The following is a 25,335-nucleotide window of genomic DNA, read 5'->3' as shown; positions in this document are numbered from 1 at the left end:
TTCTCCCCCCTTATAGACAGGAACGGTACGGAATATTCTGCCGCTTCTCAAAGCAGTCTTCAAACCCCCGCCTGTGGTGATAGTATTTCTTATCTTTATCTGCCGGGTACGTATATTTTCCGCCTACCTGCCAGTAAAACGGCTTAAATTTGTATTCGTTCCTGTCCTTCTTAAATTGATATAACAGGTCAATTTCATTACAGTCCGGCTGGAAATTTGTCCAAACATCCCAATGAATCGGAATCACCACTTCACACTGCAGGTTTTCAGCCATACGCAGTACATCTGTGGATGTCATTTTGTCCTGCATGCCAACTGGGTTTTCACCAAATGATGCAAATGCAACATCAATGGGATAGTCTTTGCCGTGTTTTGCAAAGTATATTGAAAAGTGTGAATCTCCACTGTGATAAATGTTTCCCCCTGGTGTTTTCAGCAGATAATTTACCGCTTTTTCATCCATATCTACAGGGCATATCCCGGTAAGCTCCTCCCTGTCCTCATCTGTTTTGTCAGTGGTTACAATACAGGTCCTGTCAAAGCTGTCAAGGCATACTATTTCAATGTCTTTTATTTTAATAATATCCCCCGGTTTGACTGTCACACACCGGTCCTTTGGCACTCCCCATTTCTGCCACAGTTCAACTGATTTTTTAGGCCCTATAAAAGGGACTGGAATCTGGCTGCCATTTTCATCCACAGTGGCCATCCCACTCTGAATCACATGGGCCGCCCATTCTGCAGACATATGGTCCTGGTGATAGTGTGTCGCAAGAACCGCATCCACCTTTTTAAATGCAAAGGGATCTATTACAAATGGGATATTCCTGAGATTGGGCTGCATTGCCCTCCCGCCGCACATATTCGCCATCTGATGCCCGGGTTTCATTTTGCCGTCCCCGTGGGTGCGTTTTCCATTTCCACACCACAAATCTATTGTAATATTGGTATCTTCGGGAGTTTTCATCCATATTCCAGTACATCCCAGCCACCACATGGCTATATTGCCCGGCTGTACTTTCTCACCCTCAATCTCTTCCACAAGCCAGGTTCCCCATTCCGGGAATGTATCCATAATCCATTTTTCCCTTGTAATTTCGTCTACTTTTCCCATGTCATTTTTCTCCTTATTCTTAATACTTCTCACAAATCGCCCTGTTCAAATTCATATCTGGCAATCTCGTCAGTTTCCCTGTTTGTGGCAATCAAAATATCTCTTTCTCCTATACGGTATCCGTATACGTTGGCCGGACCACAGTCATCGTCGATTGTCCGGAAAGTGAAACCTCCGCCCTTCCACATGACGGCAATCAGCCTTCTGGCCCCTTTCCGGTGGCCCAGCACTATCACTGGCCTGCCTGCCAGGGTTCCGCTCCAAATAGCATGGAGGAACTCTGCCTTCTCTGGATACTGATAAACCTTCTTATATGTGCCCCCGCGGAGCTTGTACACAGAGGCCTCTGCGCCGTGGAATGGCGAGATTACAACTAATTCCATTTCGCCATCCCCGTCCAGGTCCATCATGGCCGCATCACTGGCAGGCGTGTCCAATAACTGTTCTTCTTTCCAGCCCTGCCCCCCTGGGGCAGGGGGATAGAAACGGAACACTCCATTCTCACAGCTCACAAGAGCAGACACGCCCCCATTTTCTTCCACTCTATAGTATCCGTGGTTTTTAAGTAACCCTTCTCTGATGACTTCTAACTCCAATTGATTTTCCCCATTATAGCCTCCCAGATTTTCAGGCAGCCTTGCTGCATAAATCTTACCGGGATGGGACCAGTCGTCCCGATACCCATGTCCTGATTTTAAGGTACATGCAAACAGATACCGCTCTTTCCCTGACTCAATAATGTCAAACCTATGGACAAAGGGGAGCTCTGCAAGGGTTCTGACTGCCCACCCGTCTTTTTCCCCGGGCACAGCCGCCACAATCTTAGCTTTTCCTGAATCATTGGGAGAGTAAAATTGCTGCGTTGCAAGAAATTCCCCGTCTGTGCCCGGAACCTGTACCATTGTCATAGTCCCTCCGGGGCCTTCCCACACTGTCTCTTCTTCATTCCCTTCTTCATCAAACAAAATACACCTGTCTACTTTTTCCGCTGCGACGAGAATATGTCTCCTTCCCTGATACATTAACGGCGCAATGGAATAGCATTTTTCTAAATTCCCCATCACTTTTTTCTTCATGGCAGTACCTTCTCCTCTTCTATTATAAACCCGCCGCTCTCCACTGATATAAAAGGTCACCTCTTTTTAAAATATTCCATATAATGAACCCTTAATCTGCTGCCTTCACGGTATATCTGCTGGTTTTCCTTGTTTGGGACGTAATATTTGCCTTCCTGGCGTCCAAACATTTCATAGGCGCTTTCATAGGTTTTGACATTGCCGAGAAACATCTGGGCCGTAATCCACGCTCCCATTACCGTCGCCTCACATATCTGCGGCCTGCATATTTTTCTGCTGAACATATCCGCAAGTATCTGGCAATAAACGCTGTTTGCAGTCATGCCGCCCGCAGCACGTATAACTTCAGGCCTCTGCCCCGTCAGATCCTCCATTGTTTCCAGGCATTCTAATAATTCGGCGGCAATTCCTTCTAATAAGGCCCTGGGAAAATCTGATTTTGTATTCCCAAACCCTATTCCCAGGAACGCTGCTTTGGCTTTCGCATTCCACTGCGGCGTGCCGCTTCCCATAAACGTGGTTGCCGCTACCACTCCGTTGGCTCCTGCCGGCGCCTTCTCACAGGCTTTCATAAACTCCTTCATATCCTCAGTGCCAGCTCCAAAAATCTCCCGGTTCAGCCACTCCACCGCTTTCCCCGCGCTTAAGACAGTTCCCTCCACAATCCATTTACCTGGGATAGAGAAAGCATTACAATTCACTCTCATCTTACTGTCTAATACTGGTGAATCACAGACAGTGGCTATATAGGCCCCTGTTCCTGAATTCATCTCTGTGTCCCCCTTTCGGAGGCACCCCAGGCCAAGGGCGGCGCACTGCTGATCCCCCCCTGCTGAAAGAACCGGGATGGCTGACTGTGTACGGAAGAGTGATTTTATACGCGAAACTGCATCTGAGGCCATCCCCCCGGCTGGAATCAATCTGCATAATTTTTCGGAATCAATGTCAAACAGGTGCAGCAAACGTTCTGACCACTGTAAAGTCCGTATATCCAAAAGCGCCGTTCTGCTTGCAATGGTGACGTCTGTCACAAAGCGGCCTGTAAGGTTCTTAATCACATACTCCTGGAATCCAGCAAGTTTATATGCATCTTCATATATCTTGGGCATGGTTCTTTTTAACAGTACCATCTTAGGCGCTGAAAACACTGGCGACAGTCTTATTCCTGCTATGTTGTATATCTCTTCTAATTGCGCTTTATATTCTAAACAGATATCATATGCCCTTGTGTCTCTCCAGGAAATAGCCTTTTCCAATATACTGCCGTCCCTTTTCATTGGGATGACAGAGGAACGTTGCCCGGTTACAGAGATACACTCTAAAGTAAAGTGGTTCTCTGTGGTCCACTCTGCCGCTTTCTCCAGCATCTTCCATATATGGAGCATAATTTCCTCCGGATCCTGCAGTACAGTTTTCTCATCCAATATGTATAAGCCATGTTTTTCCTGCCAAAACCATACGATCTTTCCCCCGCTTTCCACAAGGGCCACCCTTGCGCTGGATGTCCCCACATCAATCACAGCTGTCAGCCTATTATGATCCTTCATTTTGCATCACCCTTTCACAGATCCGGACAACATGCCCGCCTGCACCTTCTCGTGGAACAAAAGGTAAATCACGGTAAGCGGCAGCACGGCCAGGACAATGGAAGCAAAGATCGGGCCCATACGGACTGAAAAGTCGCCCTTGAAATACATCAGGCTTCTGGATACCGGATATTTTTCTGGTGTAGACAAAAGGATAACCGAAAAAATCAGCTCACTATATGCATACACAAAGGAAATGATGGATACTGTGGCAATAATTGGCTTTGATATGGGAAGAATGATTTTAAATAATATCTGCACCATATTACATCCATCGATCACCGCCGCTTCATCAAGTTCCTTACTGATTCCTCTGATATAACCGGTCATCAGGAAAATAGCCTGGGGCAGCTGGAATGTGGTATATACCAGGACAAGCATCCAATATCTGTCATACCCCCCCAGATTAGCAGCTATCCTTGAAATAGGAATAACCGTCGTATGTATGGGGATCATGACCCCCAGCATGAACAACATAAAACAGGGCGTCAAAAACTTATACTTCATCCTTGCAAATATGTACGATGCCAGTATGCCGACTATGACTACCAGCACCGTCGTAGTAATTGCAAGCAGCAGGGAATTTGCGATTGCCCGCAGCATATTAGCCGACAGCAAGGCATCCTTATAGTTTTGGACAATCCAGTTATCTGGCAGGGCAAACATACTTCCATAAATACCGTTGTTGTCCTTAAACGAACACAATACCGTAACGATCAGGGGATAGAGTGTAATGAGAGCCCACAGCCATGCAAACACACGAAACGCTCCATCTGATACTTTTTTCATATTCTCCCTCCTCCTTAGTCTTCAGATTTCATCGCCTTATTCAGGCCAATACTCAGCGCCAGTCCCAGGACAAGTATCACAACTCCTATGGCATTGCCCCGCCCAAAATTCTTAGAGCTGAACGCCTCTGTATAGAGCAGAGTGGCCGGAACTTCAGAAGTATGGTTAGGCCCTCCCCCGGTCATGGCAAACATCAGGTCAAAGGTCTTAAGGCAGCCGCATATACAAAGTACCGAAAATACTTTAAATGATTCTTTCATCAGCGGCAGGGTAATATAGACCAGCGTTTTGAACTTGTTCGCGCCGTCTATCTTGGCAGATTCATACACATCCTGGGGAATAGACACCAGTCCTGCCGCGAAAATCAGCATATTAAACCCGGCAAATATCCATTCATTAACCAGTACAACGGCAATAACATTCACCGTGGGCGTTCCCAGCCAATTAAGCGCCCACTCACTCAGCCCTATCTTCTCAAGAAGCGAGTTGACCAGCCCCCAGTCAGGCTGAAGCATATATACCCAAATCAGGCCCACGGCTGTAACAGGGAGCATCACCGGCAGATAATATGACACTTTAAAAAACTTAACACCGCGGATATGAGATGTAATAATCTTTGCAAGCAGAAATGCCAGCGGCATCAATATCAAAAACCCACCTATCATAAAAAACAGTGAATTTCTCATAGACAGCCAGAAATTTGGCGCCTGGAATATGGCTTTATAGTTCTCCAGTCCGACAAACACAGGTTTTGCACTGGCGATTCCTGTCCACTTATAAAAGGAAAGCTGCACAGCCTCGAACACTGGGTACAAAAGAAATACAAACACTAGGCTGAGCGCCGGCAAAATAAATGCAATGGACCAGAGCAGATTCTTTCTTTTCTTCATCAGGTTTGCCCCTTTCTTATTTAAGTTCGATCTCCAGCACAGTATCTATGTCATTTTCCAAAAGAAATGTCCCCTGGATCGGTTCCTGAAAATTAATAAACGTATACTCCGGAAACAGTTCTGTCACCCATGGCCGGACAATCAATACTTCTGACCCATCCGACACTCTCCGTATTCTTTTGATTCTGTCAGTAGGAATATTCAGCGCCACCGGCCCTATCTCCTGCTGAAGCAGATGGGCATATACCATTTTGCCTCTCCTTGTATAATATCCCCAGTCAGGTTTCCCAAGGCCTGCTTTTCCACATCCCCAAATAGATCTGCCATAGTCCTCGAACCACTCCGCCATATCCTGCAATACTCTCACAGCAGGTTTGGGGAATTTCCCTCTTGCATTGGGCCCGATATTTACAAGCAGGTTTCCGCCCTTGCTGACGCATTCAACCAGCTTTCTTATCAGGCATCTGGCATCTTTATAATTATATGGATTTGGCGTATAACACCAACTATTATTCATTGTACAGCACGCTTCCCATGGAAGATCGTTTCCCATATCGTCCAGAATCCCTTCCGGGGGAACGATCTGTTCTGGGGCCACAAAATCCCCCGCATACTCGGTGGGATTCTCGGTACTGATACTGCCCTTGGCCGATGCATTACATTCCAGCCGGTTATTCAGCACAATATCTGGCTGCAGCTTCCTGATCATACGTACCAGTTCTGTTGCTTTCCATTTCTCTCCGCGCATATCCCCGTATGAATTGTCGAACCAAAGAATATCTATCTTTCCGTAATCTGTGAGCAATTCACGAATCTGATTGTGCATGTACATAAGATATTTATCAAAATCATATGTGTAATCTTTATATGCCTCATTGTCCCTCATGGGATGGTACAGGTCGCCATAATGGTGATAATCTGGATGATGCCAGTCAAACAGTGAATAGTAGAACCCCACTTTCAGCCCTTCTGCCCGAAACGCTTCTGCAAACTCTCTGGCCAGGTCCCTCCCGCATTTTGTATTGGTCGATTTATACTCTGTATATTTTGAATCAAACAGGCAAAATCCTTCGTGATGTTTTACCGTAAGGACAGCGTAACGCATACCTGCTTCTCTGGCCATTTTCGCCCACGCCTTAGGATCAAAATCCACAGGGTCAAATTCCTCAAAATAAGGCTCATATTCCTCAATTGTCAAGCGCTCATAAGAACGCTTCCATTCTGTTACTCCATTGATGCAATAAAGTCCCCAATGAATAAACAGTCCAAATCTGGCGTCCATCATCCACTCTACTCTCTTAAATCTCCCGTCCATCTTATATCCTCCTGTCAGACTACTATGTCAATATAAGAGGGAGCGCTGCCAAGAATCCCTTATATTTGCAGCGGCTCCCTCCTGTCTTTATCCCGCATTCTTCATGCAATATCCTGTTTTTCCTTACTTCACTTCCTCCTGGGCTGTAATCTCACTTCCGCAGCTTTCCGGGGTTCCGTCAAGGAAAAGTCCCTGCAGTGCTGTCCTGACTGTATTGAGCATATGAGTTTCCGGATCAACCTCCTGCATATCTCCATGGAACGCTGTGGCCTCATCTACAATCCCCTTGATTTTCACGGTCATATCATCAATCTCTGTTTCTGGATCCGATTCAAATTTCACCGGATAAATCCCTCCGTTGCTTGCCTTCTCAAGTCCTGCATAGTACTCCTGGGAAGTTAAATATTTCACGACTTCAACTGCCGCGTCATTTACCGCTTCGTCGCCGCTGTCTGTAATAGAAAATCCCTGGCCGGATCCACCCTGCACACATGTCTTATACTCTTCTTTGTCAGCAAAATATGGAAATGCCGTAACATCTGCGGCTCCATCCACTTCCGTGCCTGTAATTTCTCCCACAAACCACGCCCCATCATATCTAAAAGCGCTCTGCCCGGAAAGGAACGCCGCCTTTTCACCGTTATTATCAACACTCAGGGGATTGCTTCCAAAAAAGCCTTTTCCATTCCACTCCTGGATGAGAGCGTACATATCCAGCATTTCCTGTGAGTCGTAGTTAATCTCCCTGTCCGCAAGCTTCTGAGCGATATCCTCTCCATAGGCCTTATAGCACAGATTGTTGAGCAAATGGCCTGCACGGAAATTACTGCTTTCTCCCAACTGGAAAGGAACAACTCCCGCCCCAGTAAGCTTCTCACATGCGGCCTCCAGTTCTTCGATTGTCTCAGGCGCCTCAAGTCCGTTTTCACTTAATATATCTTTATTGTAATAAAGTAAAATTTGATAAAGCATCACCGGAACGCCATATGTGGCGTCGTCTTCCTGCCAATTCTCAAACAAGGGCAGGAAAGAATCTCTCCATTCAGTGTCCTCTTCAAAATACGGCTCTAAATCCAGCAGGACGCCGCCTTCTATGTAATCCTGAATACTTGTCCCGCCATAATTAATAAATACATTAGGCTGGGTACCTGCACCAAACTGGGAGCTCAATTTATCAAAATACTGCTGCTCATCGGTGACATTATCTGCAACTATCGTAATCCCATTATCAAGTCCGTTAAATTCTTCTATCTTTTCATTGAAATACTGCGAAAGTGTTTCCTCACCTCCCCATCTGGATGTAAGACGGATTTCAATTTCATTTCCTTCCCCCGTCCCACTGCTCTTTGAATCTTTGCTTCCGCCTCCGCAGGCTGTCAGTGACAAAATCATTGTTAAACCAAGTGTACATGCAATTGCCTTTTTCCATCCTTTTCTCATCTTCTTCTCCTTTTTGTACGTTTTTGCACCTTTACTTGTTCCAAGTTCATTTTTATGAACTTTTTGTTAAATTTATTGTATCTTTTTATAGACATTTTGTCAATAAACAGCATATACGAATAATTATTCCTCTTTTTTCTATTATTTTATTATTATTTCACAATATATAGTTCCTATCTGGATTTTTATAAACTTTTATATTGAGTTGTGTATTATATATATTTTATGTGTTCCATAATTTAGTTTTTCTTACAATATTACATATTTTTTCTCTATTTTTCATTTAATGATTCCATTTTCATCAATTTCCATCTATACTCATATTGTAAGGGAAAACTAGAAACATTCATAAAACAACTCAAAGTATTCATAAAAGTTAATAGACAAGTAGGAGAATGAGATGAAACAGAGTAAAGAACAGATAAAAAAAAGACAGCGTGCTATGATATCATTGCTGAAAGAGCACGGAAACTGCCGAGTTTCCTTTCTGGCATCCACGCTTCAGGTCTCAGAACTAACCGTACGCCGGGATCTTGAAGAGCTGGAAAAAGAACATTTAATTGAACGTTTTCATGGAGGGGCCAGGTTTATCCAACCGGCAAGCGAACAGACAGTTGCAGATAAAACTCAAGATTATTCTTTTCAAAAAGATTTGATCGGGAAGGTTGCCGCGTCTATGATACCAAATAATTCTACTATCTTTCTCGGTTCCGGAACCACAACATTGAGTATTATCAAGCATCTGGGCAATAAACGCATCACAATCGTCACAAACAACGCACTGGCGCCTGTATATACGGATAATGAACATATAACTATGATACTTTGCGGGGGTGAATGCCGGCCAAAGACGAAATCTTTAATCGGGCCGTATACAGAACAGGTAATCAATTCTATTTTTGTGGATATGGCCTTTCTGGGTGCAAATGCCATTGACGCCTTAAACGGCGTGACAACAAATATTTATCAGGAAGCTGAATTATACAAAAACATCGCCAGCAACTGCGCCAGTAAAATCATTATGGTAGCTACCGGCCATAAACTGGGAAAGACAAATACATTTAAAATTCTGGATGTGAGTTCTTTAAAAACACTGATCACTGATTCTACGGCAGATGCAAAGACACTCTCCTCCCTAAAGGCCCAGGGCGTCAATATCATTTTTGCCGATGAGTAGCCAGGCCAAAATAGCGCCGGCGCCTGCAATACTGTGCAGGCGCCGGCCAGTTCTTCTATTTCTTTATTTTATAACCTATGTGCCGCAGTATTGCCGCCCAGCACTAAAACTTATTCTGGGACGTGGCCCTGCGGGTCTGCTGGATAGCCTGGTAGGAATCATCGTAATCTTCGAAGGCTACAATAGCCACGAGACAGTCAATAATCGCAAGCTGTGCAATTCTTGTACTTACAGACTCAGACTTAAATATCGTCTCCTCGGATGCAGTATAGAGCACCACGTCCGCATTCTTGGAAACCGGCGTCTTCCCCTGGCTGGCCAAAGCAATCCGCCCTGCCCCGTTCTCGCCGGCATTCTTCATACAGTTTACCACATTGGAGTTATAGCCTGAATGTGAGATGCACAGCGCCACTTCATCGCTTTTCATTAGGGAAGATGCCATCAGCTGCATGTCCATATCCTCATACACATATACCTGGATCCCAATCTTTAAAAACTTATGCTGGGCGTCTTTCCCCACCAGGAGGCTGCCGCCGCTTCCGAACACTACTAACTTTTTGGCATCCCTGATCATACGGGCGGCCTGCTCTACAGCCTTCATGTCAAGGCCGGCAAAAGTCCTGTCTAATACAGCAACCTCTGTGCCAAATATCTTTTTGCAGATTGTCCCCATATCATCCGACGGCTCCAGGCTGGGATTCAAGTGCTTTTCCCTTGGGAGGATATCCTTGGCGGCATTAATTTTAAAATCCTGGTATCCCTTATACCCAAGGCTCTTACAAAAACGTACTACTGAAGCGTCACTGACGCCCGCCTTTTCTGCCAGCTCTGTAATGTTGCTGCTCAGTACAGTATCATAATTATCCAAAACATATCTGGCAATCTTGTTTTCCGTGTTCGTAAGATGATTCATCATACCTCTGATTTTTTGCTTACAGCTAATCGCTTCCAAGATCATCCCCCCGTTTATCAAATATGCCCTGAATACAGGTACAAATATACATCTCTGCTGCCAGCCTAGGCCAAATTATATGTCTGCCTGCAGGCTTTATTTGTTTTTTATCATAACATAAGAAATACCATTTTACAACGCTTCTATACATGTGCCCCTATATAGCTCCCCTGTATCTATACCTTAAAAGGGCACCCCTTTCAGGGTGCCCCTGGGTATTCACTTACAGCCTTTTGAGCAGGTCCTTGCGCTCTTTCTCAAACCCGGGTTTCCCTAAAAGCGCGAACATATTCGTCTTATAGCTCTCTACTCCTGGCTGGTTGAATGGATTTACTCCCAGCACATACCCGCTGACTCCACATGCGAACTCAAAGAAATAAAATAACTGTCCAAGATAAAACTCATTCTCTTTGGGTATCTTCACCATCAGGTTGGGGACTTTGCCATCTGTGTGCGCCAAAATTGTACCGTTCATGGCACTCTTATTAACAAAATCTACTGTCTTGCCTGCCAGATAGTTTAGTCCGTCCAAATCCACAGGCTCTTCCCTCAGTATGATCTCTTCTCCCGGCGCCTCTATATTCAGCACTGTCTCAAACATAATTCTGGAGCCATCCTGTATAAACTGCCCCAGAGAATGTAAATCCGTTGTCAGGTCTACAGATGCAGGCATAATTCCCCGCTGGTCCTTCCCCTCACTCTCTCCGTGGAGCTGTTTCCACCATTCAGATATATAATGCAGGCTGGGTTCATAATTGGCCAGAATTTCTACTGACTTTCCTTTCCGGTGGAGAATATTGCGGACCGCAGCATACAATAAAGCATCGTTTTCCTCATAAGGTTTCTCCAGGGCATTCTTTCGGCCTGCCGCCGCACCTTCCATTAAAAGGTCTATATCCGCCCCGCTCACAGCTATGGGAAGGAGTCCCACGGCGGTCAGTACGGAGAAACGCCCCCCTATGTCGTCGGGCACCACAAAGGTATCATACCCCTCTTCATCTGCCAGATGCTTCAGTGCGCCGCGGGATTTATCTGTGGTGGCATAAATCCTGTGGGCGGCGGCCTCCCTGCCATATTTCTTTTCCAGGATTTCCTTAAATACACGGAAGGCAATGGCCGGCTCTGTGGTAGTTCCCGACTTAGATATTACATTAATTGAGAAATCCCTGCCGCCCACCACATCTATAACCGCCCTGATATAGGCGCCGCTCATATTATTCCCGACAAAATAAATTTCCGGCGCTTTTCTTATTTCCCTGCTTACATTATTATAAAATCCATGGCGCAGAAACTCGATTGCCGCACGTGCCCCAAGGTACGATCCGCCGATTCCGATTACCAAAAGCACCTCAGAATCAGACTGTATTTTTTTGGCCGCTTTTTTGATTCTCCTAAACTCTGTTTTGTCATAGTCCACGGGAAGGTCAATCCACCCCAGAAAGCTGCTGCCCTCCCCGCTCCTGGAAAGAAGCTTATTCTTGGCATATTCCACGGTCCCTTTCATAGATGCCACTTCATGCTCTTTCATGAACCCTGCCGTTTTCGAGTAATCAAAGGATACATTTTTACTCATTTCATCCGCCCCTAACCTTTCTTCTACTTATTTACAACATTCACAGGCTCGCCTTTGATGAACCTCTCCAGATTCTCAACCGCAATGTCCATCAAACGCTGGCGGCTCTCCTTTGGCGCCCAGGATATATGAGGTGTTATAATACAGTTTTTAGCCTCCAGAAGAGGATTGTCCCCTTTGATTGGCTCTGTGGAAACCACATCCAACCCTGCGGCATACACCTTTCCTGCATTTAATGCGTCGGCCAGATCCTGTTCCACAATCAACTGACCCCTGGAGTTATTTAAAATAATGACGCCATCCTTCATTTTCGCTATATTTTCCTTGTCCACCAGGCCCTGGGTGGAGGGGAACAGTGGACAGTGCAGGGAAATTACATCTGCCTGTGCAAACAACTCTTCCCTTGACACATATTCTGCGATTTCCTTTCCGCCCTCGCTGGGAAATTCATCATTTGCGATCACCCGCATCCCCAGTGCTTTTGCGATTTTTCCCGTTGCCTGCCCAATTCTGCCGAAGCCAATAATCCCCATCGTCTTTCCTGCCAGTTCAATCAACGGATAGTCCCAGAAACACCAGTCAGGGTTGCTCTCCCAGCGCCCTTCCTTGACAGCCTGGTTGTGGTGCCCGATATTGTGGCAGATCTCCAGCAGAAGTGCAATTGCGAACTGACCCACTGCCGCAGTCCCATAAGAGGGAATATTGCTTACGACAATGCCTTTTTCCTTTGCCGCGTCCACATCCACCACATTGTACCCTGTGGCCAGCACGCCGATATATTTTAGATTGGGGCTTGCATCAATCACTGCTTTAGGAAGAGGCGTCTTATTTGTCAGTACAGCCTCTGCATCCCCAATTCTGCTTATAGCCTCCTTTATATCTGAAAGGGACGTCCTGTCGTATACATCTAATTCCCCTATATTCTCAAAGCCTTCCCAGCTCAGATCCCCTGGATTCTCTGTATAACCGTCTAAAATAACAATCTTCATCTCTTCACCCTCCTACCTCAATATTTGAAATTTGTCAATATATCTCCCGATATATTTTAAAGTTTTATATCATCATCCATAAATGGATGGAATGACTGATGTTCTTTCTTCTGCCGATCTATATCCATACACTTACCCTACCAGTTCTCGCTGGGTCTTTGCCCTGACATTCCTTCCTTCTGCTTTATGGATAAAGGCACGGGGCAGACTTGTGCTATCATGCTGCCTCTTTGGGCTGATGGAGGATCCCTCCTTGTCCCCGTGCCATTACCGGCTCTCTTTCTTCTCAGGCAGCTGCTTTAAGCTGTTCCCTGCGGACATATCCGAATACTTTTTTCGGGTCGTAGTTTTCCTTTTTCTTGGCAAGCGTGTGGATCAGCGTCAGTATCTTTTTGCTGACTACGATCAATGCCTGCATCTTTTTCAGCGGATCTTTCTCCCTCGTTTTCAGGTAATGGTATAACTGTTTCATCTCATCATTTGCAGCAACCATTGTCAGTGCCATCTGATACAGCACACTCCGCAGGTTTTTCCTCCCTCGTTTGGATATCTTTGTCCCGCTCTTGTTCTTTCCTGAGCTGTCCTCCACAAGGTTATACCCTGCCATACGGCTCATCTGACGCGGGTTTTCAAAACGAGTCGGGTCGCCAAGCTCCCCAAGACACGCCGCCAGTGTTACCACGCCGATTCCCTTTATACTTAATAAGAATCCTGCATACTCGGTCTTCTCTAACATTTCTGCCATTTTTCCTTCCAGTTCTTCTGTCTGTTTCTCCAAAAGCCCCAGTTCTTCCAGCGTCAGGCTCAGTTTCAGCATGGCAGCTTCTTCCCCATAATCTACGCCGATGGAATCTTTTGCGGCTTCTACAAGCTGTTCTGCTTTCCTGCGTCCAACGGTTTTCTTTACCGCTTTCTTTATCTCTGCTGTAACCCCGTCTACACTTAGCTCAAGAATGAATTTAGGAAATGGGCATACCTTTAATATCTGCCTCGATGCTTTCCCCGTAAGCGGGCATTTGAACACTTCTGTATACTCCGGGAAAAACTCATCCAGTACCGCCGTAACTGTATTCTTCAATGCACTTTTACGCTTATTTAATCCGGTTCTGGTCGTGGACAGCACTCTCAGTTCGGCATAAATATCATGGGGCAGGTACAGTTCAAAATATCTCCCGTCCTTCACCAGCTTCCCAATCGTCAGCGCATCCTTCTTATCCGACTTTGTCTGGCTGTTATCATCAAGCTCCTTTGCCTGTTTTGTCGCATACGGATTGACGAGGACGACCCTGATCCCCTCCTGCTTATTAAGCCAGTTCGCGAATGCTTTCCAGTAATGTCCGGTGGGTTCCATTCCAACGACAGCCTCTGCAAAATTTTCCTCCTTGCATATCTGGCGGATCCTTGTTAATATAGTCTCAAAGCCGCTTTTACTGTTTTTGAATTTCAAGGCATGGCTATACTCAATGCCTCTGAAATCAACAAACCTTGCCCACTGATAGTTTTTGGCGATATCCACGCCAACTATAAGGGTATTTGTTTTGATTGCGAGTAGTTTCTGTTTCAGGCGGTCTTCATACTTTACTTTCATTGTTATAAAATCTCCTTTGTATTCTGATGTATTAAGTCGCTAAACTCATATACATCATACGGGGAGATTTTATTTTGTCAAAGTTCAAATTTCATTCTCTATAGGAATGCTATAATCAGCCTCCAAATATCAGTCCTACCGGCCCTGTAATAATCTGCGGGAACACAATAAAAATACAGAGTGTGACCGCGATGAGGATAATCCATGGGACAGAAGCCTTAATAATCCTCTCCAAGGCAAGCCCAGTCACATTCTGGGCCGCATACAGGCACACGCCCACCGGCGGTGTGATCAGTCCAAAGGACAGTGTGATGACAAGGAACACTACAAAAAACAGTGGCGACACCCCTACTGCCTGCACTGCCGGCAGCAAAATCGGGACAAGGATAAAAATTGCCGCTGTCGCATCCATGAACATGCCAACACAGATTAAGAATGCATACAGGACGAACATAATAACAATACGGTTATCTGAAACACCGGTTATCATGTTTGCGACTGTGCTGGGCAGGCCGTCCAGTTCGAATAAAAGAGACGCCGGTTTTGCTGCAATGGCCACAAACAGAATGGTCCCTGTTGACCGGGCATTCTTACAGATAATCCTGGGAATGTCTGTCCACTTCAGATTCTTATAAATATAAATCGAAACTAAAATGGTATATACCACTGCAATGGCCGCCCCTTCTGTGGGTGTATAGAATCCTGTATAAACACCTCCCAGCAGAATAACAGGGGTCAAAAGCGCCGGTATGGCGTTTACAAATGCCCTTCCCAGCCGTTTCCCCTGGAACGGCGTGCGGTCGCCGATTCCATGTTTCTTACAATAGAAATAATTATAGACCATGAAGATAAGGCCAATAATAATTCCTGGAATCAACCCTGCCAGCAAAGCCTGCCCTATAGAAACATTTGCAGTAGCCGCTGCATTGATCATCAGTATGCTGGGCGGGATAACGGAGGCCAGCATAGATCCCGATAGATTAATCGCCGTGGCGTAATCCTGGGGATATCCCTTTTTAGACAGGGCATTGATGCTCATCTTTCCAATGGATGCGATGGCTGCCACAGAAGAACCGGACATGCCTGCAAATATCATGTTGACCACAACAGACACATGCCCCAGGCCGCCGAAAATCCATCCTACCATGGCTTCTGCCAGGTCATAAATCTTGTCTGCAACTCCCCCTTCATCCATCAGCGAGCCACAGAGAATAAATAAAGGCACGGCAACCATAATAAAGCTATTCATAGAAGTAAACATAGACTGGGCGGCCAGTGACAGGGGCAGGTCTGACATCGTTGCAATACAGATGACAGAAGCTGCGCCTAATGCGACTGCAATTGGCACTCCCAAAAACATCAGAACCAGGAATACAATTAATAATACAACGCTCATACTTACTCCTCACCCCTTTCTTCCGTATCTTTCTTATCTTCTTTTTGCCTTTCCGGTATGGCAACATTGCCATAGTATTCCAGAAAACTTTGCACAACCCCGATAATTCCCAGTATTCCAGAGACCGGCACGCAGATGCCAATGACATACATGGGGATTTGCAGGGCAGTACCCATCTCCCTCATCATAATCTGCTGTCTTACAACCTCAATCCCCCAGACAACCATAAAACCAAAGAATGCCACGACAACAACCGCATATAAAATTTCACTAAATTTCTTCAGCCATTTGGGGCCCACCATAACCAGTAATGTTACGCGGGACGACTCCGCCTGGTTAAACCCTGCAGCCAGGGCCACAAACATCATCCAGAGGAACAGATACCTGCTGGTCTCCTCTGTCCATGCAAAGGGGTGGCCGATGATACGCCCGATAATCTGAAGAAGAATCGTAACAACCATGCCAATAACCATAACCGCCAGAACTACATTCTCCAGTCCGTTTACAATATCAAAGAATTTGGACAAGACCGTCTTTTTACGTTCCATATACGCACCTCATTTTCTTCCTCAATCAATTCTTCCCACAAAACTCAGCCGTTGCGTCAAACAATTCATCATCCTCAATCAGCTCTTTGAATTTATCGTAGCAGGACTGTGACACTTCAATAAATTTCTGCCGCCCTTCATCAGTTATATCGTTATACTCCATCCCGTTGTCCAGAAGCGTCTCAAGTGCTGTCTCATCTTCCTTCTCCATAAATTCAACATTCCACTGCTGTACCTCTTCCCCTGCCTTCTGGATTGCCTCTTTCTGATTATCGCTTAACCCATCGAACAATTTACTGTTGATGCCTACCAGCCATGCATCGGCCATATGGTCTGTGCCGGAAACATACTTCTGCACTTCATAGAACTTATTGGAGAAAGGCACATCCACAGGATTTTCCTGGCCGTCCAGAGTGTTTAACTGAAGGGCATTATACACCTCACTGAAATTCATAGGAGTCGTCACAGCGCCGCAGGCTCCGAAAAACTCTACGTACAGGGCATTGTTTGGCACACGCAGGACCATTCCCTTTAAATCCTCTGGAGTATTGACCGCATTTTTGGAGTTTGTCACTTTTCTAAATGACCGTGTCCAGCTCCCCACTGTTGTGATTCCCATATCTGAGACCCGGTTCATCAGCTCTTTCCCAGTATCGCTGTTCAGATAATCCAGCAATTGCTGCTGGTCGTCAAACATATAGGGAACAGATATCATATTATAGCCAGGCTCAAAGCTTGCGTACACACTGGTGGCGAGGATCAGCATCTGCAGGGAGCCTGCTGAAAGCTGTTTAATCCCAGCCGCCGTATCGCCGCCGTAGAGTGACCCATTGCCTGAGACAGTGAATTCCAGAGACCCGCCTGAGTACTCTTCGGCGCGTTTCGCAAATTCTTCCGCCGCCTGATATATGTAAGAAGCATCTGGGTCAGGCACTGAAATTGTAATCTTTTTTACTTCCTCTGTACTGCCTGTGGAGCCTTCACTTCCAGAATCTCCGCTGCCGCCACATCCTGCGAGGCATGAACAAACCATTGCTGCCGCTAACATCATAGCAATTATTCTCTTTTTCATAAGAATATTCCTCCTTAACTATTGTAAATTGCTTCCAATTTTATATAATTCTTTAATCTGCGGATACAGTCCTGTATATACCTGGTATCTCTTCTCATAGACATCCTGATGGGCATTGCTGCTTTTGATTACTTTATATATTTTTTTCTCAACCCGGGAAGCCGCCTCATAGATATCTGAGAAAACCCCTGTTCCCACACCGGCCAGCAGAGCCGCCCCAATAGGTGCCATGTCATTCATATCCAGAATATTGATATCTTTTCCGGTAATATCCGCTTTGATCTGTGCCCAAGTCTCACTCTTTGCCCCGCCGCCGATGGATGTAAATGAACGGATTTCCTGTCCTGTCACCCTCTCCGCGATTGCTGACAGCTGCTTTAACCCATAGCCGCACCCTTCCATAATTGCACGGTTCATTTCCCTGCGGGTAGTCTGCAGTGAAAGTCCAAAAAACACGCCCCGGGCATAAGGATCCCAGATAGGACTTCTCTCCCCCAGCATATATGGCAGAAATACAAGTCCGTCGCACCCGGGATTCGCCATCTCTGCTTCTTTGTTCAAAAGTTCAAAGGCTGCTTTGTCATTGCCTCCCGCCTTCTCTACCAGATCCTGGCAGAAATGATCCCTGAACCACTGGTAGGACGACCCTGTGTGTGACAGGGCCCCCTGGTAGATCCAAGTCCCCTCCACTACATGGCAGCGGTTAATAAATCCCCGGTCAAACTTTGGCTGATCCACGCAGATCGTCAGGACATTTGTTGTTCCCACAGATTCACAGACATCCCCAGCTTTTGTCACCCCGGCTGCAAGTGTGGCGCAGGCAGTATCTCCCCCGCCTATAACAACCGGCGTCTGCCCTGGGATCCCAAGTTCGATCAGCTCTGGCTGGATCAATCTGCCCACAATATCTGTGGAAGCATGGAGAGGCGGCAGTTTTTTGATATCAATCCCCGTCTTCTGGCACAGAGTTTCTGACCACCTATAGCCGCCTGCAGTCTCAAACAGATTCGTATAAGATGCATTAGAGTAGTCAATAGCAAATTCTCCTGACATTCTGTGCGCCATCAATGTATTCACATGGCCAAAATACTTGGTCTTTGCATAAATTTCCGGCAGATTCCTTTTAATCCAAAGCATGGAGGTACCGGACATGGCCCCTGCCATGGCTGTATTGGCAGTAATTTCAAATAGCTTCTCCTCGCCTACCGCTTCTCTGATTAACTCAGCTTCTTTTGTGCTGCGCCTGTCAGAATAGATGATAGGGTCCACAAGCACTTCCCCGTTCTCCCCCAGGGCTGCAAGCCCCGGGCAAAGACTGGAAATGCTGATTCCCGCTACCATGGATAAATCAATATTTTTTCCGCCCTGCAGAAGCCGGACACATTTAAGGAAAGCCCTCCACATATCTTCTGTGTCAATCTGGGCATAATCCTGGTTGGGCGTAATCATCCTGTATGAACTGCTGCTCATCCCAAGCATCCGGGCATTTTCGTCTATAATTGCCACTTTAATGCTTGTAGTCCCCACATCCACCCCTAATAAATATTTATTTTCCATTCCAGACACCTGTCTCATTCATTATTTTTCGTGTATTTACATAACATGCCCTAACCTTTCAAAGGCTTAGAAATATCTGCAGATTAGAACTCATCGTAATTTTTATCGTTCTCAAGCTGGGTTAGGAGCTCTTTAGCCTCCTTTACACTGTATCCCTCGTGGATAATATAGCGCAGGGCGATTACCAGTGCAGTGACATCTTTATATTCCCATACAAACCTTCCCATTGTCACGCCGCCGACTCCACAGTCCATGGCTTCTCTCGTCATCTTAAGATAGTCGTCCAGAGTCTTGCAGGCGTCTCCTCCCTGGATGACAATACGGAAGGTGGACGGCACACACGCAACAACCTTCGCCATGCTGTCCGGATCACCTGTATATGTAGTCTTTACGATATCCATCCCTAATTCACATGCACTTCTCACGCTATAGGCGATATTTTCCCAGGCTGCCCTTTTATCTGCCGGTACACTCTCCCCCTTTGGATACACGTGTCCGATGAGGGGCATCCCTTTTCTCATACATTCCTCTGAAAATTTCCCAATCGCCTCAAACTGTTCCCCCTGGAAATCGCCTAACGTCATACATCCCATAGAAACTGCATCTGCGCCCATGCGGATGGCTTCATCTACGGTCCCAAAAATTGTATCTTTAGTAGGCGCCACAGGTGAATAATTTGAGACCTTCATAAGCATGGCAACCTTACCTGCATTTTTCCACATACAGTGTTCTGCGATGCCTTTTGTCAATGTCATGGCATCTGGTTTTCCAACAATAATTTTGTCGATGGTGTCCTGGATCTGGTGGATCCCTGTCAGCTCTGCAATCCCTCTTGAGATCGCATGGTCAACAGTGATTGCCATCATCTTATTGCTCTTTGGGTTCACAAGCCTGCTCATCCTTACTTCTTTTCCTAACATTGCCATAATTTCCTTCTCCTTTTTCTTTTATAATGAAACCTCTTATGCCGAGGTTTACTCTTAATTTCAGTTGCATCCAGGCCGGCTGCCGCTTACTTCCAGCCTAATCCGGCACGGACTTTTTATATGTATATCCCAGTCCTTATGGTTCAATCATGACCTTTAGTCCCTTGCCGCTTTTGCATAATTCATATGCCTTCTGGAACTCATCGATCTTAAATGTATGGGTTGCTATCTTATCCAGGTTGATTTTCCCGCCTATCACCATATCAGCAGCTTCCAGATAATCTTCCCTCTTATAAGCAGTGCTGCCGTTTACATTGATTTCGTTATAGTGGATGGTATTGACTTCGATTGTGCATTTCCCAGTCCCCGCAAATCCTGCGAACAGATTGACTGTACCGCCCTTCTTGCACAGCTTTAAAGTAGAATCCACCAGTGCCGGGACCCCGATCGCCATAATAATCACATCTGCCCCCATCCCTTTTGTTGCATCTTTTATGATTTTCTCTAAATCCTCAGTGGTAGGGTCCACCACTCTGTCAGCTCCCAGTTCTAACGCCACCTGTCTCCTCATCTCATTTGGCTCGCTGACAATCACCTGTTTCGCCCCGGAAATTTTGGACAGCTGCATATGCATCAGGCCTATGGGGCCAGCGCCTACAATCAGCACTGTATCATTAAACCCGGTTCCGGCATTTTTCAGTCCTCTAATACAGCATGCAAGCGGTTCAATCAGTGCGCCTGCCGTAAAGGATACTGATTCTGGAAGCTTAATCACGTTACCGCTTTCTATGGCAATTTCGGGAATCAGGACGTATTCTTCGAATCCGCCGTCAAACTCATATCCAATAGCCTTGCGGTTCATGCAGGCATTTTCCCTGCCCTTAAGGCATGCCGGACAGGATCCGCATGGTATGACGTTTGCAATGGCAACTTTATCTCCGACTTGAAACCCTTCTGTATCCTTACCTACCTCTGCAACCACACCACAAATTTCATGTCCAATTACAGATGGATATCGGACGCCCTTTGTCTTTGTCCCTTCCAGGATTCTCATGTCTGTCCCGCAGATAGCTGCTTTTTTCATTTCAAGAAGTATTTCCTTACTGCCAACTGCCGGCCTCGGTATATCTGTGGGGGCAAAGTCATTTGGTGCCTTCAATATAACTGCTCTCATGTTTTTCACTCCTTTTCTTAGCATGATTGAATCATAGCATTTTAGAAAATTATTTTCAATAGTATTTTTATTTTTTGTAAATTATTTTCAATTTTGACATTTACTTTTTGGTAGTATTGCCGATTTTACCCCTATTTTTCCTGCATTTTAAAATTCTCCATTTTATTTTCACTTCATAATTATTGTTTTCAATTTTCAATTTTATTTTAAATTTTGTAATTTATTTTCATATTACTTAAAAATTTTTTCACCACATTTGGATGAAAGGGGACTCATTTATCGTATAAAAAATCCTGCCATAGCAGGAATTTTTTCTTGGGGCACTCTTCATCTTCGCGCGGGAGCACATTATCATCCGAAGCGCTTTTGTTGCACAGGAAATTCTGTAGGATTTCCTGTGCAACAAAAAAACAGGATGTGTCCCTTTTCAGAACACACCCTGCTCATGGCCTTCTATGCCGTTTTCCTTCAGCAGTATGCCGCCATACCTCCCATTTGGTACAGGGCGGACTTCAATACTGCAAATATATCATAAGTCCTCTTTCACTTCCGGGACTTCTCTCTTCTCCTCTTTCATGGCCACACGCGCCTCTTTCTTCTCCTCTTCCCCTTCTTCAGGCTCCTCTATCCCTTTCACCTGGCGGAAAATCTTCATAAATTCCTTACCTGTGATGGTCTCTTTTTCTATCAGGAAATCAGAGATCTTATCCAGCGCCTCCCTGTTTTCGCCGAGCAGGCGCTTTGCCTCCTCATACGCCTTCTTCAGCATCCCGATTACTTCCCCGTCAATCTCCGCCGCAGTGGCGTCCCCACAGTTCATCACGGGGCGTCCGTCAAGGTAACGGTTCTGGACTGACTCCAGTCCGATGAGGCCAAACTTCTCCGACATACCATACTGGGTAATCATGGCCCTGGCTATCTTCGTGGCCTTCTCTATGTCATTGGAGGCTCCTGTCGTCACCGTGTCAAATACCAGCTCCTCAGCTGCGCGGCCCGCCAGGAATCCCACAAGCATAGCTTCCAACTCTTTCTTTGTATTGAGGAACTTCTCCTCCTCCGGGGTCTGCATTACATATCCCAGCGCCCCCATGGTCCTGGGCACTATAGTAATTTTCTGCACTGGCTCTGCATCCTTCTGGAGCGCGCTTACAAGTGCGTGGCCCACCTCATGGTAGGATACGATTCTCCTTTCCTCCTCACTCATGATCCGGTCTTTCTTCTCCTTGCCCACAAGGACAACTTCCACCGCCTCAAACAAATCCTTCTGGCTGACCACATTCCTGCCGTTCTTCACCGCGTTGATAGCTGCCTCGTTAATCATATTGGCCAAATCTGACCCGACGGCGCCAGACGTGGCTAAGGCAATGGCCTCCAGATCCACTGTCTCGTCCATTTTCACGTCCTTGGCATGGACTTTTAAGACATCCACACGCCCCTTTAAATCTGGTTTGTCTACTATAATCCGCCGGTCAAAACGCCCGGGCCTTAAAAGCGCCGGATCCAGCACCTCCGGCCGGTTGGTGGCAGCCAGCAGCAAGAGACCTTTATTGGTGTCAAAACCGTCCATCTCCGCCAGCAGCTGATTCAATGTCTGCTCCCGCTCATCGTTGCCTCCGCCCAGGGCAGAGTCCCTGGACTTGCCTATTGCGTCGATCTCGTCTATAAATACAATACAGGGCGCCATCTGCTGCGCCTGCTTAAACAAATCACGCACACGGGATGCCCCGACGCCTACATACATCTCCACAAAGGCAGAGCCTGAAAGTGAGAAAAACGGTACTTTGGCCTCCCCCGCCACAGCCTTGGCCAGCAATGTCTTGCCGGTTCCCGGAGGCCCAACTAGCAGGGCGCCTTTAGGCAGCTTTGCACCGATCCCCGTATACTTGCCCGGGTTATGCAGGAAATCCACAACCTCCTGCAGGGATTCCTTGGCCTCATCCTGGCCCGCCACATCCTGGAACGTAACGCCTGTCTCCTTCTCAACATAGACCTTGGCATTGCTCTTGCCTATGCCCATCATGCCGCCGCCCTTAGACATACGCTTCATAAAAAAGCTGAACAGGAGGACAACCATCAATATTGGGAGGATCACAGTGATAAATATCTCAAAAATCATGGAAGAGGCTGTATCCGGTATCTGCTGCCCGTATTCCACGCCATGCTTATAAAGCCGTTCGGATAAGGTGTCGTCCCTCACCACGCCGGTAAAGTAATCTGGCGCCCTCTCCTGCCCTGTACTCTTTTCCTCAATCTGGCTGACAATGTCTGAGGCTGTATTATTTTTCTTTTCTTTCTTTTCCTCTGCGTCGTCCTTTAATGTTATATAAATCTTGGTCGAATCAATGGTAACTTTCTTGACCTTCTCCTCATCTACCAGCGTCAGAAATTTATCGTAGCTGATCTCCTCAGGATTCTTATCCTGCATCAGGGAGTATAACCCCATTACGATGAATACGGTCAGAAGCGTCGTCACCATAATCACTCCCCAACCCTGCCGGTTATTCCTGGGATCTTTATTATTATTTCTGTTATTCTGATTATCCATTCTATGCCTCCTAAAATCCACTATCCCCATTATAAGTACAGGTTCCCCATAAATCAATAAAAAGATTATGAAAATATTGTAAACACAGGGCATGTTATAGTATACTGATTACGAAGTATGTCACAAAATAAGGAAGGGTAAAATGAAAACAGGATTCGATAATAACAAATACTTAACCATGCAGTCAGAACACATCCGCCAGAGGATCAACCAGTTTGACAACAAACTCTATCTGGAATTTGGCGGGAAACTATTCGATGACTACCATGCTGCCAGGGTCCTCCCCGGCTTTGCTCCGGACAGCAAGCTTAGGCTCCTCAAACAACTCAGCGACCAGGCAGAAATCGTCATCGTGATCAGCGCCCGTGATATTGAAAAAAACAAAATCCGGGGAGACCTGGGCATAACCTATGATTTAGACGTGCTGCGCCTGATGGATTCATTCCGGGACAATGGCCTGTATGTAGGCAGCGTTGTCATTACGCAGTACTCCGGGCAGGAAAGCGCCTTGTTTTTTAAAAACCGTCTTGAAAATCTAGGAATACGTGTTTATATCCACTATTGTATCAATGGCTATCCTTCCAATATCCCATTAATTGTCAGTGACGACGGATATGGCAAAAATGATTATATTGAAACATCCCGCCCACTGGTAATCGTCACTGCCCCCGGGCCTGGAAGCGGAAAGATGGCAACCTGCCTCTCCCAGTTATATCATGAACATAAGCGCGGAATTCATGCAGGGTACGCCAAATTTGAAACATTTCCCATATGGAACCTCCCGCTGAAACATCCCGTCAATCTGGCCTATGAGGCGGCCACCGCTGATTTAAGCGATGTCAATATGATCGACCCTTTCCACCTGGAGGCCTATGGAGTCACCACTGTTAATTATAACCGGGATGTGGAGATATTCCCGGTGCTCAATACAATCTTTGAAAAAATCTATGGAAAAAGCCCTTACAAGTCCCCCACGGACATGGGCGTGAATATGGCCGGCAACTGTATCTGCGACGACGCCGTCTGCTGCGAGGCATCCCGCCAGGAAATCATAAGAAGGTATTATGCCTCTCTGAATTCCCTCCTGAAAGGGACAAGCACAGAAAAAGAGGCCCAGCAGATAGAACTTCTCATGAACCAGGCAAATGTGACCACACAGGACCGCCTGGTTGTCCAGGCAGCCTTGGATCGGGCCAGGAATACCCAATCCCCCGCCGCAGCCCTGGAGTTGGACAATGGGCGCATAATCACAGGAAAAACTACGAACCTGCTGGGAGCCTCTGCCGCCCTGCTTTTGAACGTACTCAAGGAACTGGCCGGCATCAGCCATGAGCTCCATGTGATTTCTCCAGAGTCCATAGAACCTATCCAGAAGCTGAAAGTAGATTATTTAAAGAGCAAGAACCCCAGGCTCCATACTGACGAAGTTCTGATCGCCCTCTCCGCCAGCGCCGCCAGCAGCATCATGGCGCGCCAGGCGCTGGAACAGCTTCCTAAATTGGAAGGCTGCCAGGCCCACACTTCTGTCATGCTGTCAGACGTAGATATTAAAACTTTCAAAAAGCTGGGCGTACAGCTTACCTGTGAAGCGGTCTACGAGACAGACCATATCTATCACTAAGCCGGTT

The 25,335-nt window shown here is 46.3% G+C and carries 20 protein-coding genes; 2 read left to right on the top strand and 18 right to left on the bottom strand.

The features are described from left to right. Positions 1 to 10 precede the first annotated feature (10 nt). The 7 genes from ulaG to EFA47_RS05105 all read right to left on the bottom strand — a co-directional run bounded on the left by ulaG (position 11) and on the right by EFA47_RS05105 (position 8,210). Positions 11 to 1,114, bottom strand: a complete 1,104-nt coding sequence (gene ulaG, locus EFA47_RS05135) for an L-ascorbate 6-phosphate lactonase (protein WP_122642284.1) — start codon at positions 1,112 to 1,114, stop codon at positions 11 to 13. A gap of 29 nt (positions 1,115 to 1,143) precedes the next feature. Beyond that, entirely contained in the window at positions 1,144 to 2,190 is a 1,047-nt protein-coding gene (locus tag EFA47_RS05130) for a hypothetical protein (RefSeq protein WP_122642283.1), read from the bottom strand. 56 nt (positions 2,191 to 2,246) lie between these two features. After that, the gene (locus tag EFA47_RS05125; protein ID WP_122642282.1) at positions 2,247 to 3,737 is read right to left on the bottom strand and encodes an FGGY-family carbohydrate kinase; all 1,491 of its coding nucleotides are present in this window, start codon (positions 3,735 to 3,737) and stop codon (positions 2,247 to 2,249) included. A 6-nt stretch (positions 3,738 to 3,743) separates the two neighbouring features. Beyond that, positions 3,744 to 4,565, bottom strand: a complete 822-nt coding sequence (locus EFA47_RS05120) for a carbohydrate ABC transporter permease (protein WP_122642281.1) — start codon at positions 4,563 to 4,565, stop codon at positions 3,744 to 3,746. Between the two features lie 14 nt (positions 4,566 to 4,579). Continuing rightward, a complete protein-coding gene (locus EFA47_RS05115) occupies positions 4,580 to 5,455 on the bottom strand; it encodes a carbohydrate ABC transporter permease (RefSeq protein WP_235853218.1) in 876 nt (291 codons plus the stop codon). Between the two features lie 16 nt (positions 5,456 to 5,471). Next, positions 5,472 to 6,770: an alpha-L-fucosidase gene (locus tag EFA47_RS05110; protein WP_122642279.1), complete on the bottom strand. Its 1,299-nt coding sequence runs from the start codon at positions 6,768 to 6,770 to the stop codon at positions 5,472 to 5,474. A gap of 123 nt (positions 6,771 to 6,893) precedes the next feature. Beyond that, entirely contained in the window at positions 6,894 to 8,210 is a 1,317-nt protein-coding gene (locus EFA47_RS05105) for an ABC transporter substrate-binding protein (protein WP_122642278.1), read from the bottom strand. A gap of 400 nt (positions 8,211 to 8,610) precedes the next feature. Here EFA47_RS05105 and EFA47_RS05100 point away from each other — a divergent pair, with 400 nt between their 5' ends. Further along, a complete protein-coding gene (locus EFA47_RS05100; protein ID WP_122642277.1) occupies positions 8,611 to 9,387 on the top strand; it encodes a DeoR/GlpR family DNA-binding transcription regulator in 777 nt (258 codons plus the stop codon). Between the two features lie 103 nt (positions 9,388 to 9,490). On the opposite strand, the gene EFA47_RS05095 is transcribed toward EFA47_RS05100, so the two are convergent. The 11 genes from EFA47_RS05095 to ftsH form a co-directional block, all read right to left on the bottom strand. After that, on the bottom strand, positions 9,491 to 10,345 hold the full coding sequence (locus EFA47_RS05095; protein ID WP_235853217.1) for a MurR/RpiR family transcriptional regulator: 855 nt from the start codon (positions 10,343 to 10,345) through the stop codon (positions 9,491 to 9,493). A gap of 217 nt (positions 10,346 to 10,562) precedes the next feature. Further along, positions 10,563 to 11,912 (bottom strand): glucose-6-phosphate isomerase, encoded by a 1,350-nt coding sequence (locus EFA47_RS05090; protein WP_122642275.1) that lies wholly within the window; start codon positions 11,910 to 11,912, stop codon positions 10,563 to 10,565. Positions 11,913 to 11,935: 23 nt separating this feature from the next. Next, on the bottom strand, positions 11,936 to 12,901 hold the full coding sequence (locus EFA47_RS05085; protein WP_122642274.1) for a D-2-hydroxyacid dehydrogenase: 966 nt from the start codon (positions 12,899 to 12,901) through the stop codon (positions 11,936 to 11,938). Positions 12,902 to 13,187: 286 nt separating this feature from the next. Continuing rightward, positions 13,188 to 14,489, bottom strand: a complete 1,302-nt coding sequence (locus tag EFA47_RS05080) for an IS110 family RNA-guided transposase (protein ID WP_122642273.1) — start codon at positions 14,487 to 14,489, stop codon at positions 13,188 to 13,190. A 115-nt stretch (positions 14,490 to 14,604) separates the two neighbouring features. Further along, positions 14,605 to 15,885, bottom strand: a complete 1,281-nt coding sequence (locus EFA47_RS05075; protein ID WP_122642272.1) for a TRAP transporter large permease — start codon at positions 15,883 to 15,885, stop codon at positions 14,605 to 14,607. A 2-nt stretch (positions 15,886 to 15,887) separates the two neighbouring features. Then, complete coding sequence (locus tag EFA47_RS05070; protein ID WP_122642271.1) at positions 15,888 to 16,433, bottom strand: TRAP transporter small permease; 546 nt, start codon at positions 16,431 to 16,433, stop codon at positions 15,888 to 15,890. 25 nt (positions 16,434 to 16,458) lie between these two features. Then, positions 16,459 to 17,505, bottom strand: a complete 1,047-nt coding sequence (locus tag EFA47_RS05065; RefSeq protein WP_122642270.1) for a DctP family TRAP transporter solute-binding subunit — start codon at positions 17,503 to 17,505, stop codon at positions 16,459 to 16,461. A gap of 18 nt (positions 17,506 to 17,523) precedes the next feature. Further along, positions 17,524 to 19,062: a xylulokinase gene (locus EFA47_RS05060; RefSeq protein ID WP_122642269.1), complete on the bottom strand. Its 1,539-nt coding sequence runs from the start codon at positions 19,060 to 19,062 to the stop codon at positions 17,524 to 17,526. Positions 19,063 to 19,145: 83 nt separating this feature from the next. Continuing rightward, positions 19,146 to 19,988, bottom strand: coding sequence for a class I fructose-bisphosphate aldolase (locus tag EFA47_RS05055; protein WP_122642268.1), 843 nt, complete (start codon positions 19,986 to 19,988; stop codon positions 19,146 to 19,148). A gap of 136 nt (positions 19,989 to 20,124) precedes the next feature. Continuing rightward, positions 20,125 to 21,162 carry a zinc-dependent dehydrogenase gene (locus EFA47_RS05050; protein WP_122642267.1) on the bottom strand — a complete coding sequence of 346 codons (1,038 nt, stop codon included), beginning with the start codon at positions 21,160 to 21,162 and terminating at the stop codon, positions 20,125 to 20,127. Positions 21,163 to 21,691: 529 nt separating this feature from the next. Next, positions 21,692 to 23,707 (bottom strand): ATP-dependent zinc metalloprotease FtsH, encoded by a 2,016-nt coding sequence (gene ftsH / locus EFA47_RS05045; RefSeq protein WP_122642266.1) that lies wholly within the window; start codon positions 23,705 to 23,707, stop codon positions 21,692 to 21,694. 142 nt (positions 23,708 to 23,849) lie between these two features. On the opposite strand from ftsH, the gene EFA47_RS05040 reads away from it, so the two are divergent. Continuing rightward, positions 23,850 to 25,328, top strand: coding sequence for a DUF1846 domain-containing protein (locus EFA47_RS05040; RefSeq protein ID WP_122642265.1), 1,479 nt, complete (start codon positions 23,850 to 23,852; stop codon positions 25,326 to 25,328). Positions 25,329 to 25,335: the final 7 nt, after the last annotated feature.

Source organism: Luxibacter massiliensis (genome assembly GCF_900604355.1).
GTDB classification, from domain to species: domain Bacteria; phylum Bacillota; class Clostridia; order Lachnospirales; family Lachnospiraceae; genus Luxibacter; species Luxibacter massiliensis.
This window is presented reverse-complemented; position numbering and strand designations above follow the sequence as displayed.

Excerpts from the sequence above, each read along its gene's own strand:
- EFA47_RS05065 (WP_122642270.1), bottom strand. The coding sequence starts at position 17,505 with ATGAAAAAGAGAATAATTGCTATGATGTTAGCGGCAGCAATGGTTTGT.
- EFA47_RS05060 (WP_122642269.1), bottom strand. The coding sequence starts at position 19,062 with ATGGAAAATAAATATTTATTAGGGGTGGATGTGGGGACTACAAGCATT.
- EFA47_RS05100 (WP_122642277.1), top strand. The coding sequence starts at position 8,611 with ATGAAACAGAGTAAAGAACAGATAAAAAAAAGACAGCGTGCTATGATA.
- EFA47_RS05040 (WP_122642265.1), top strand. The coding sequence starts at position 23,850 with ATGAAAACAGGATTCGATAATAACAAATACTTAACCATGCAGTCAGAA.
- EFA47_RS05070 (WP_122642271.1), bottom strand. The coding sequence starts at position 16,433 with ATGGAACGTAAAAAGACGGTCTTGTCCAAATTCTTTGATATTGTAAAC.
- EFA47_RS05130 (WP_122642283.1), bottom strand. The coding sequence starts at position 2,190 with ATGAAGAAAAAAGTGATGGGGAATTTAGAAAAATGCTATTCCATTGCG.
- EFA47_RS05105 (WP_122642278.1), bottom strand. The coding sequence starts at position 8,210 with ATGAGAAAAGGATGGAAAAAGGCAATTGCATGTACACTTGGTTTAACA.
- EFA47_RS05075 (WP_122642272.1), bottom strand. The coding sequence starts at position 15,885 with ATGAGCGTTGTATTATTAATTGTATTCCTGGTTCTGATGTTTTTGGGA.
- EFA47_RS05055 (WP_122642268.1), bottom strand. The coding sequence starts at position 19,988 with ATGGCAATGTTAGGAAAAGAAGTAAGGATGAGCAGGCTTGTGAACCCA.
- EFA47_RS05125 (WP_122642282.1), bottom strand. The coding sequence starts at position 3,737 with ATGAAGGATCATAATAGGCTGACAGCTGTGATTGATGTGGGGACATCC.
- EFA47_RS05115 (WP_235853218.1), bottom strand. The coding sequence starts at position 5,455 with ATGAAGAAAAGAAAGAATCTGCTCTGGTCCATTGCATTTATTTTGCCG.
- EFA47_RS05050 (WP_122642267.1), bottom strand. The coding sequence starts at position 21,162 with ATGAGAGCAGTTATATTGAAGGCACCAAATGACTTTGCCCCCACAGAT.
- EFA47_RS05090 (WP_122642275.1), bottom strand. The coding sequence starts at position 11,912 with ATGAGTAAAAATGTATCCTTTGATTACTCGAAAACGGCAGGGTTCATG.
- ulaG (WP_122642284.1), bottom strand. The coding sequence starts at position 1,114 with ATGGGAAAAGTAGACGAAATTACAAGGGAAAAATGGATTATGGATACA.
- EFA47_RS05095 (WP_235853217.1), bottom strand. The coding sequence starts at position 10,345 with ATGATCTTGGAAGCGATTAGCTGTAAGCAAAAAATCAGAGGTATGATG.
- ftsH (WP_122642266.1), bottom strand. The coding sequence starts at position 23,707 with ATGGATAATCAGAATAACAGAAATAATAATAAAGATCCCAGGAATAAC.
- EFA47_RS05120 (WP_122642281.1), bottom strand. The coding sequence starts at position 4,565 with ATGAAAAAAGTATCAGATGGAGCGTTTCGTGTGTTTGCATGGCTGTGG.
- EFA47_RS05080 (WP_122642273.1), bottom strand. The coding sequence starts at position 14,489 with ATGAAAGTAAAGTATGAAGACCGCCTGAAACAGAAACTACTCGCAATC.
- EFA47_RS05085 (WP_122642274.1), bottom strand. The coding sequence starts at position 12,901 with ATGAAGATTGTTATTTTAGACGGTTATACAGAGAATCCAGGGGATCTG.
- EFA47_RS05110 (WP_122642279.1), bottom strand. The coding sequence starts at position 6,770 with ATGGACGGGAGATTTAAGAGAGTAGAGTGGATGATGGACGCCAGATTT.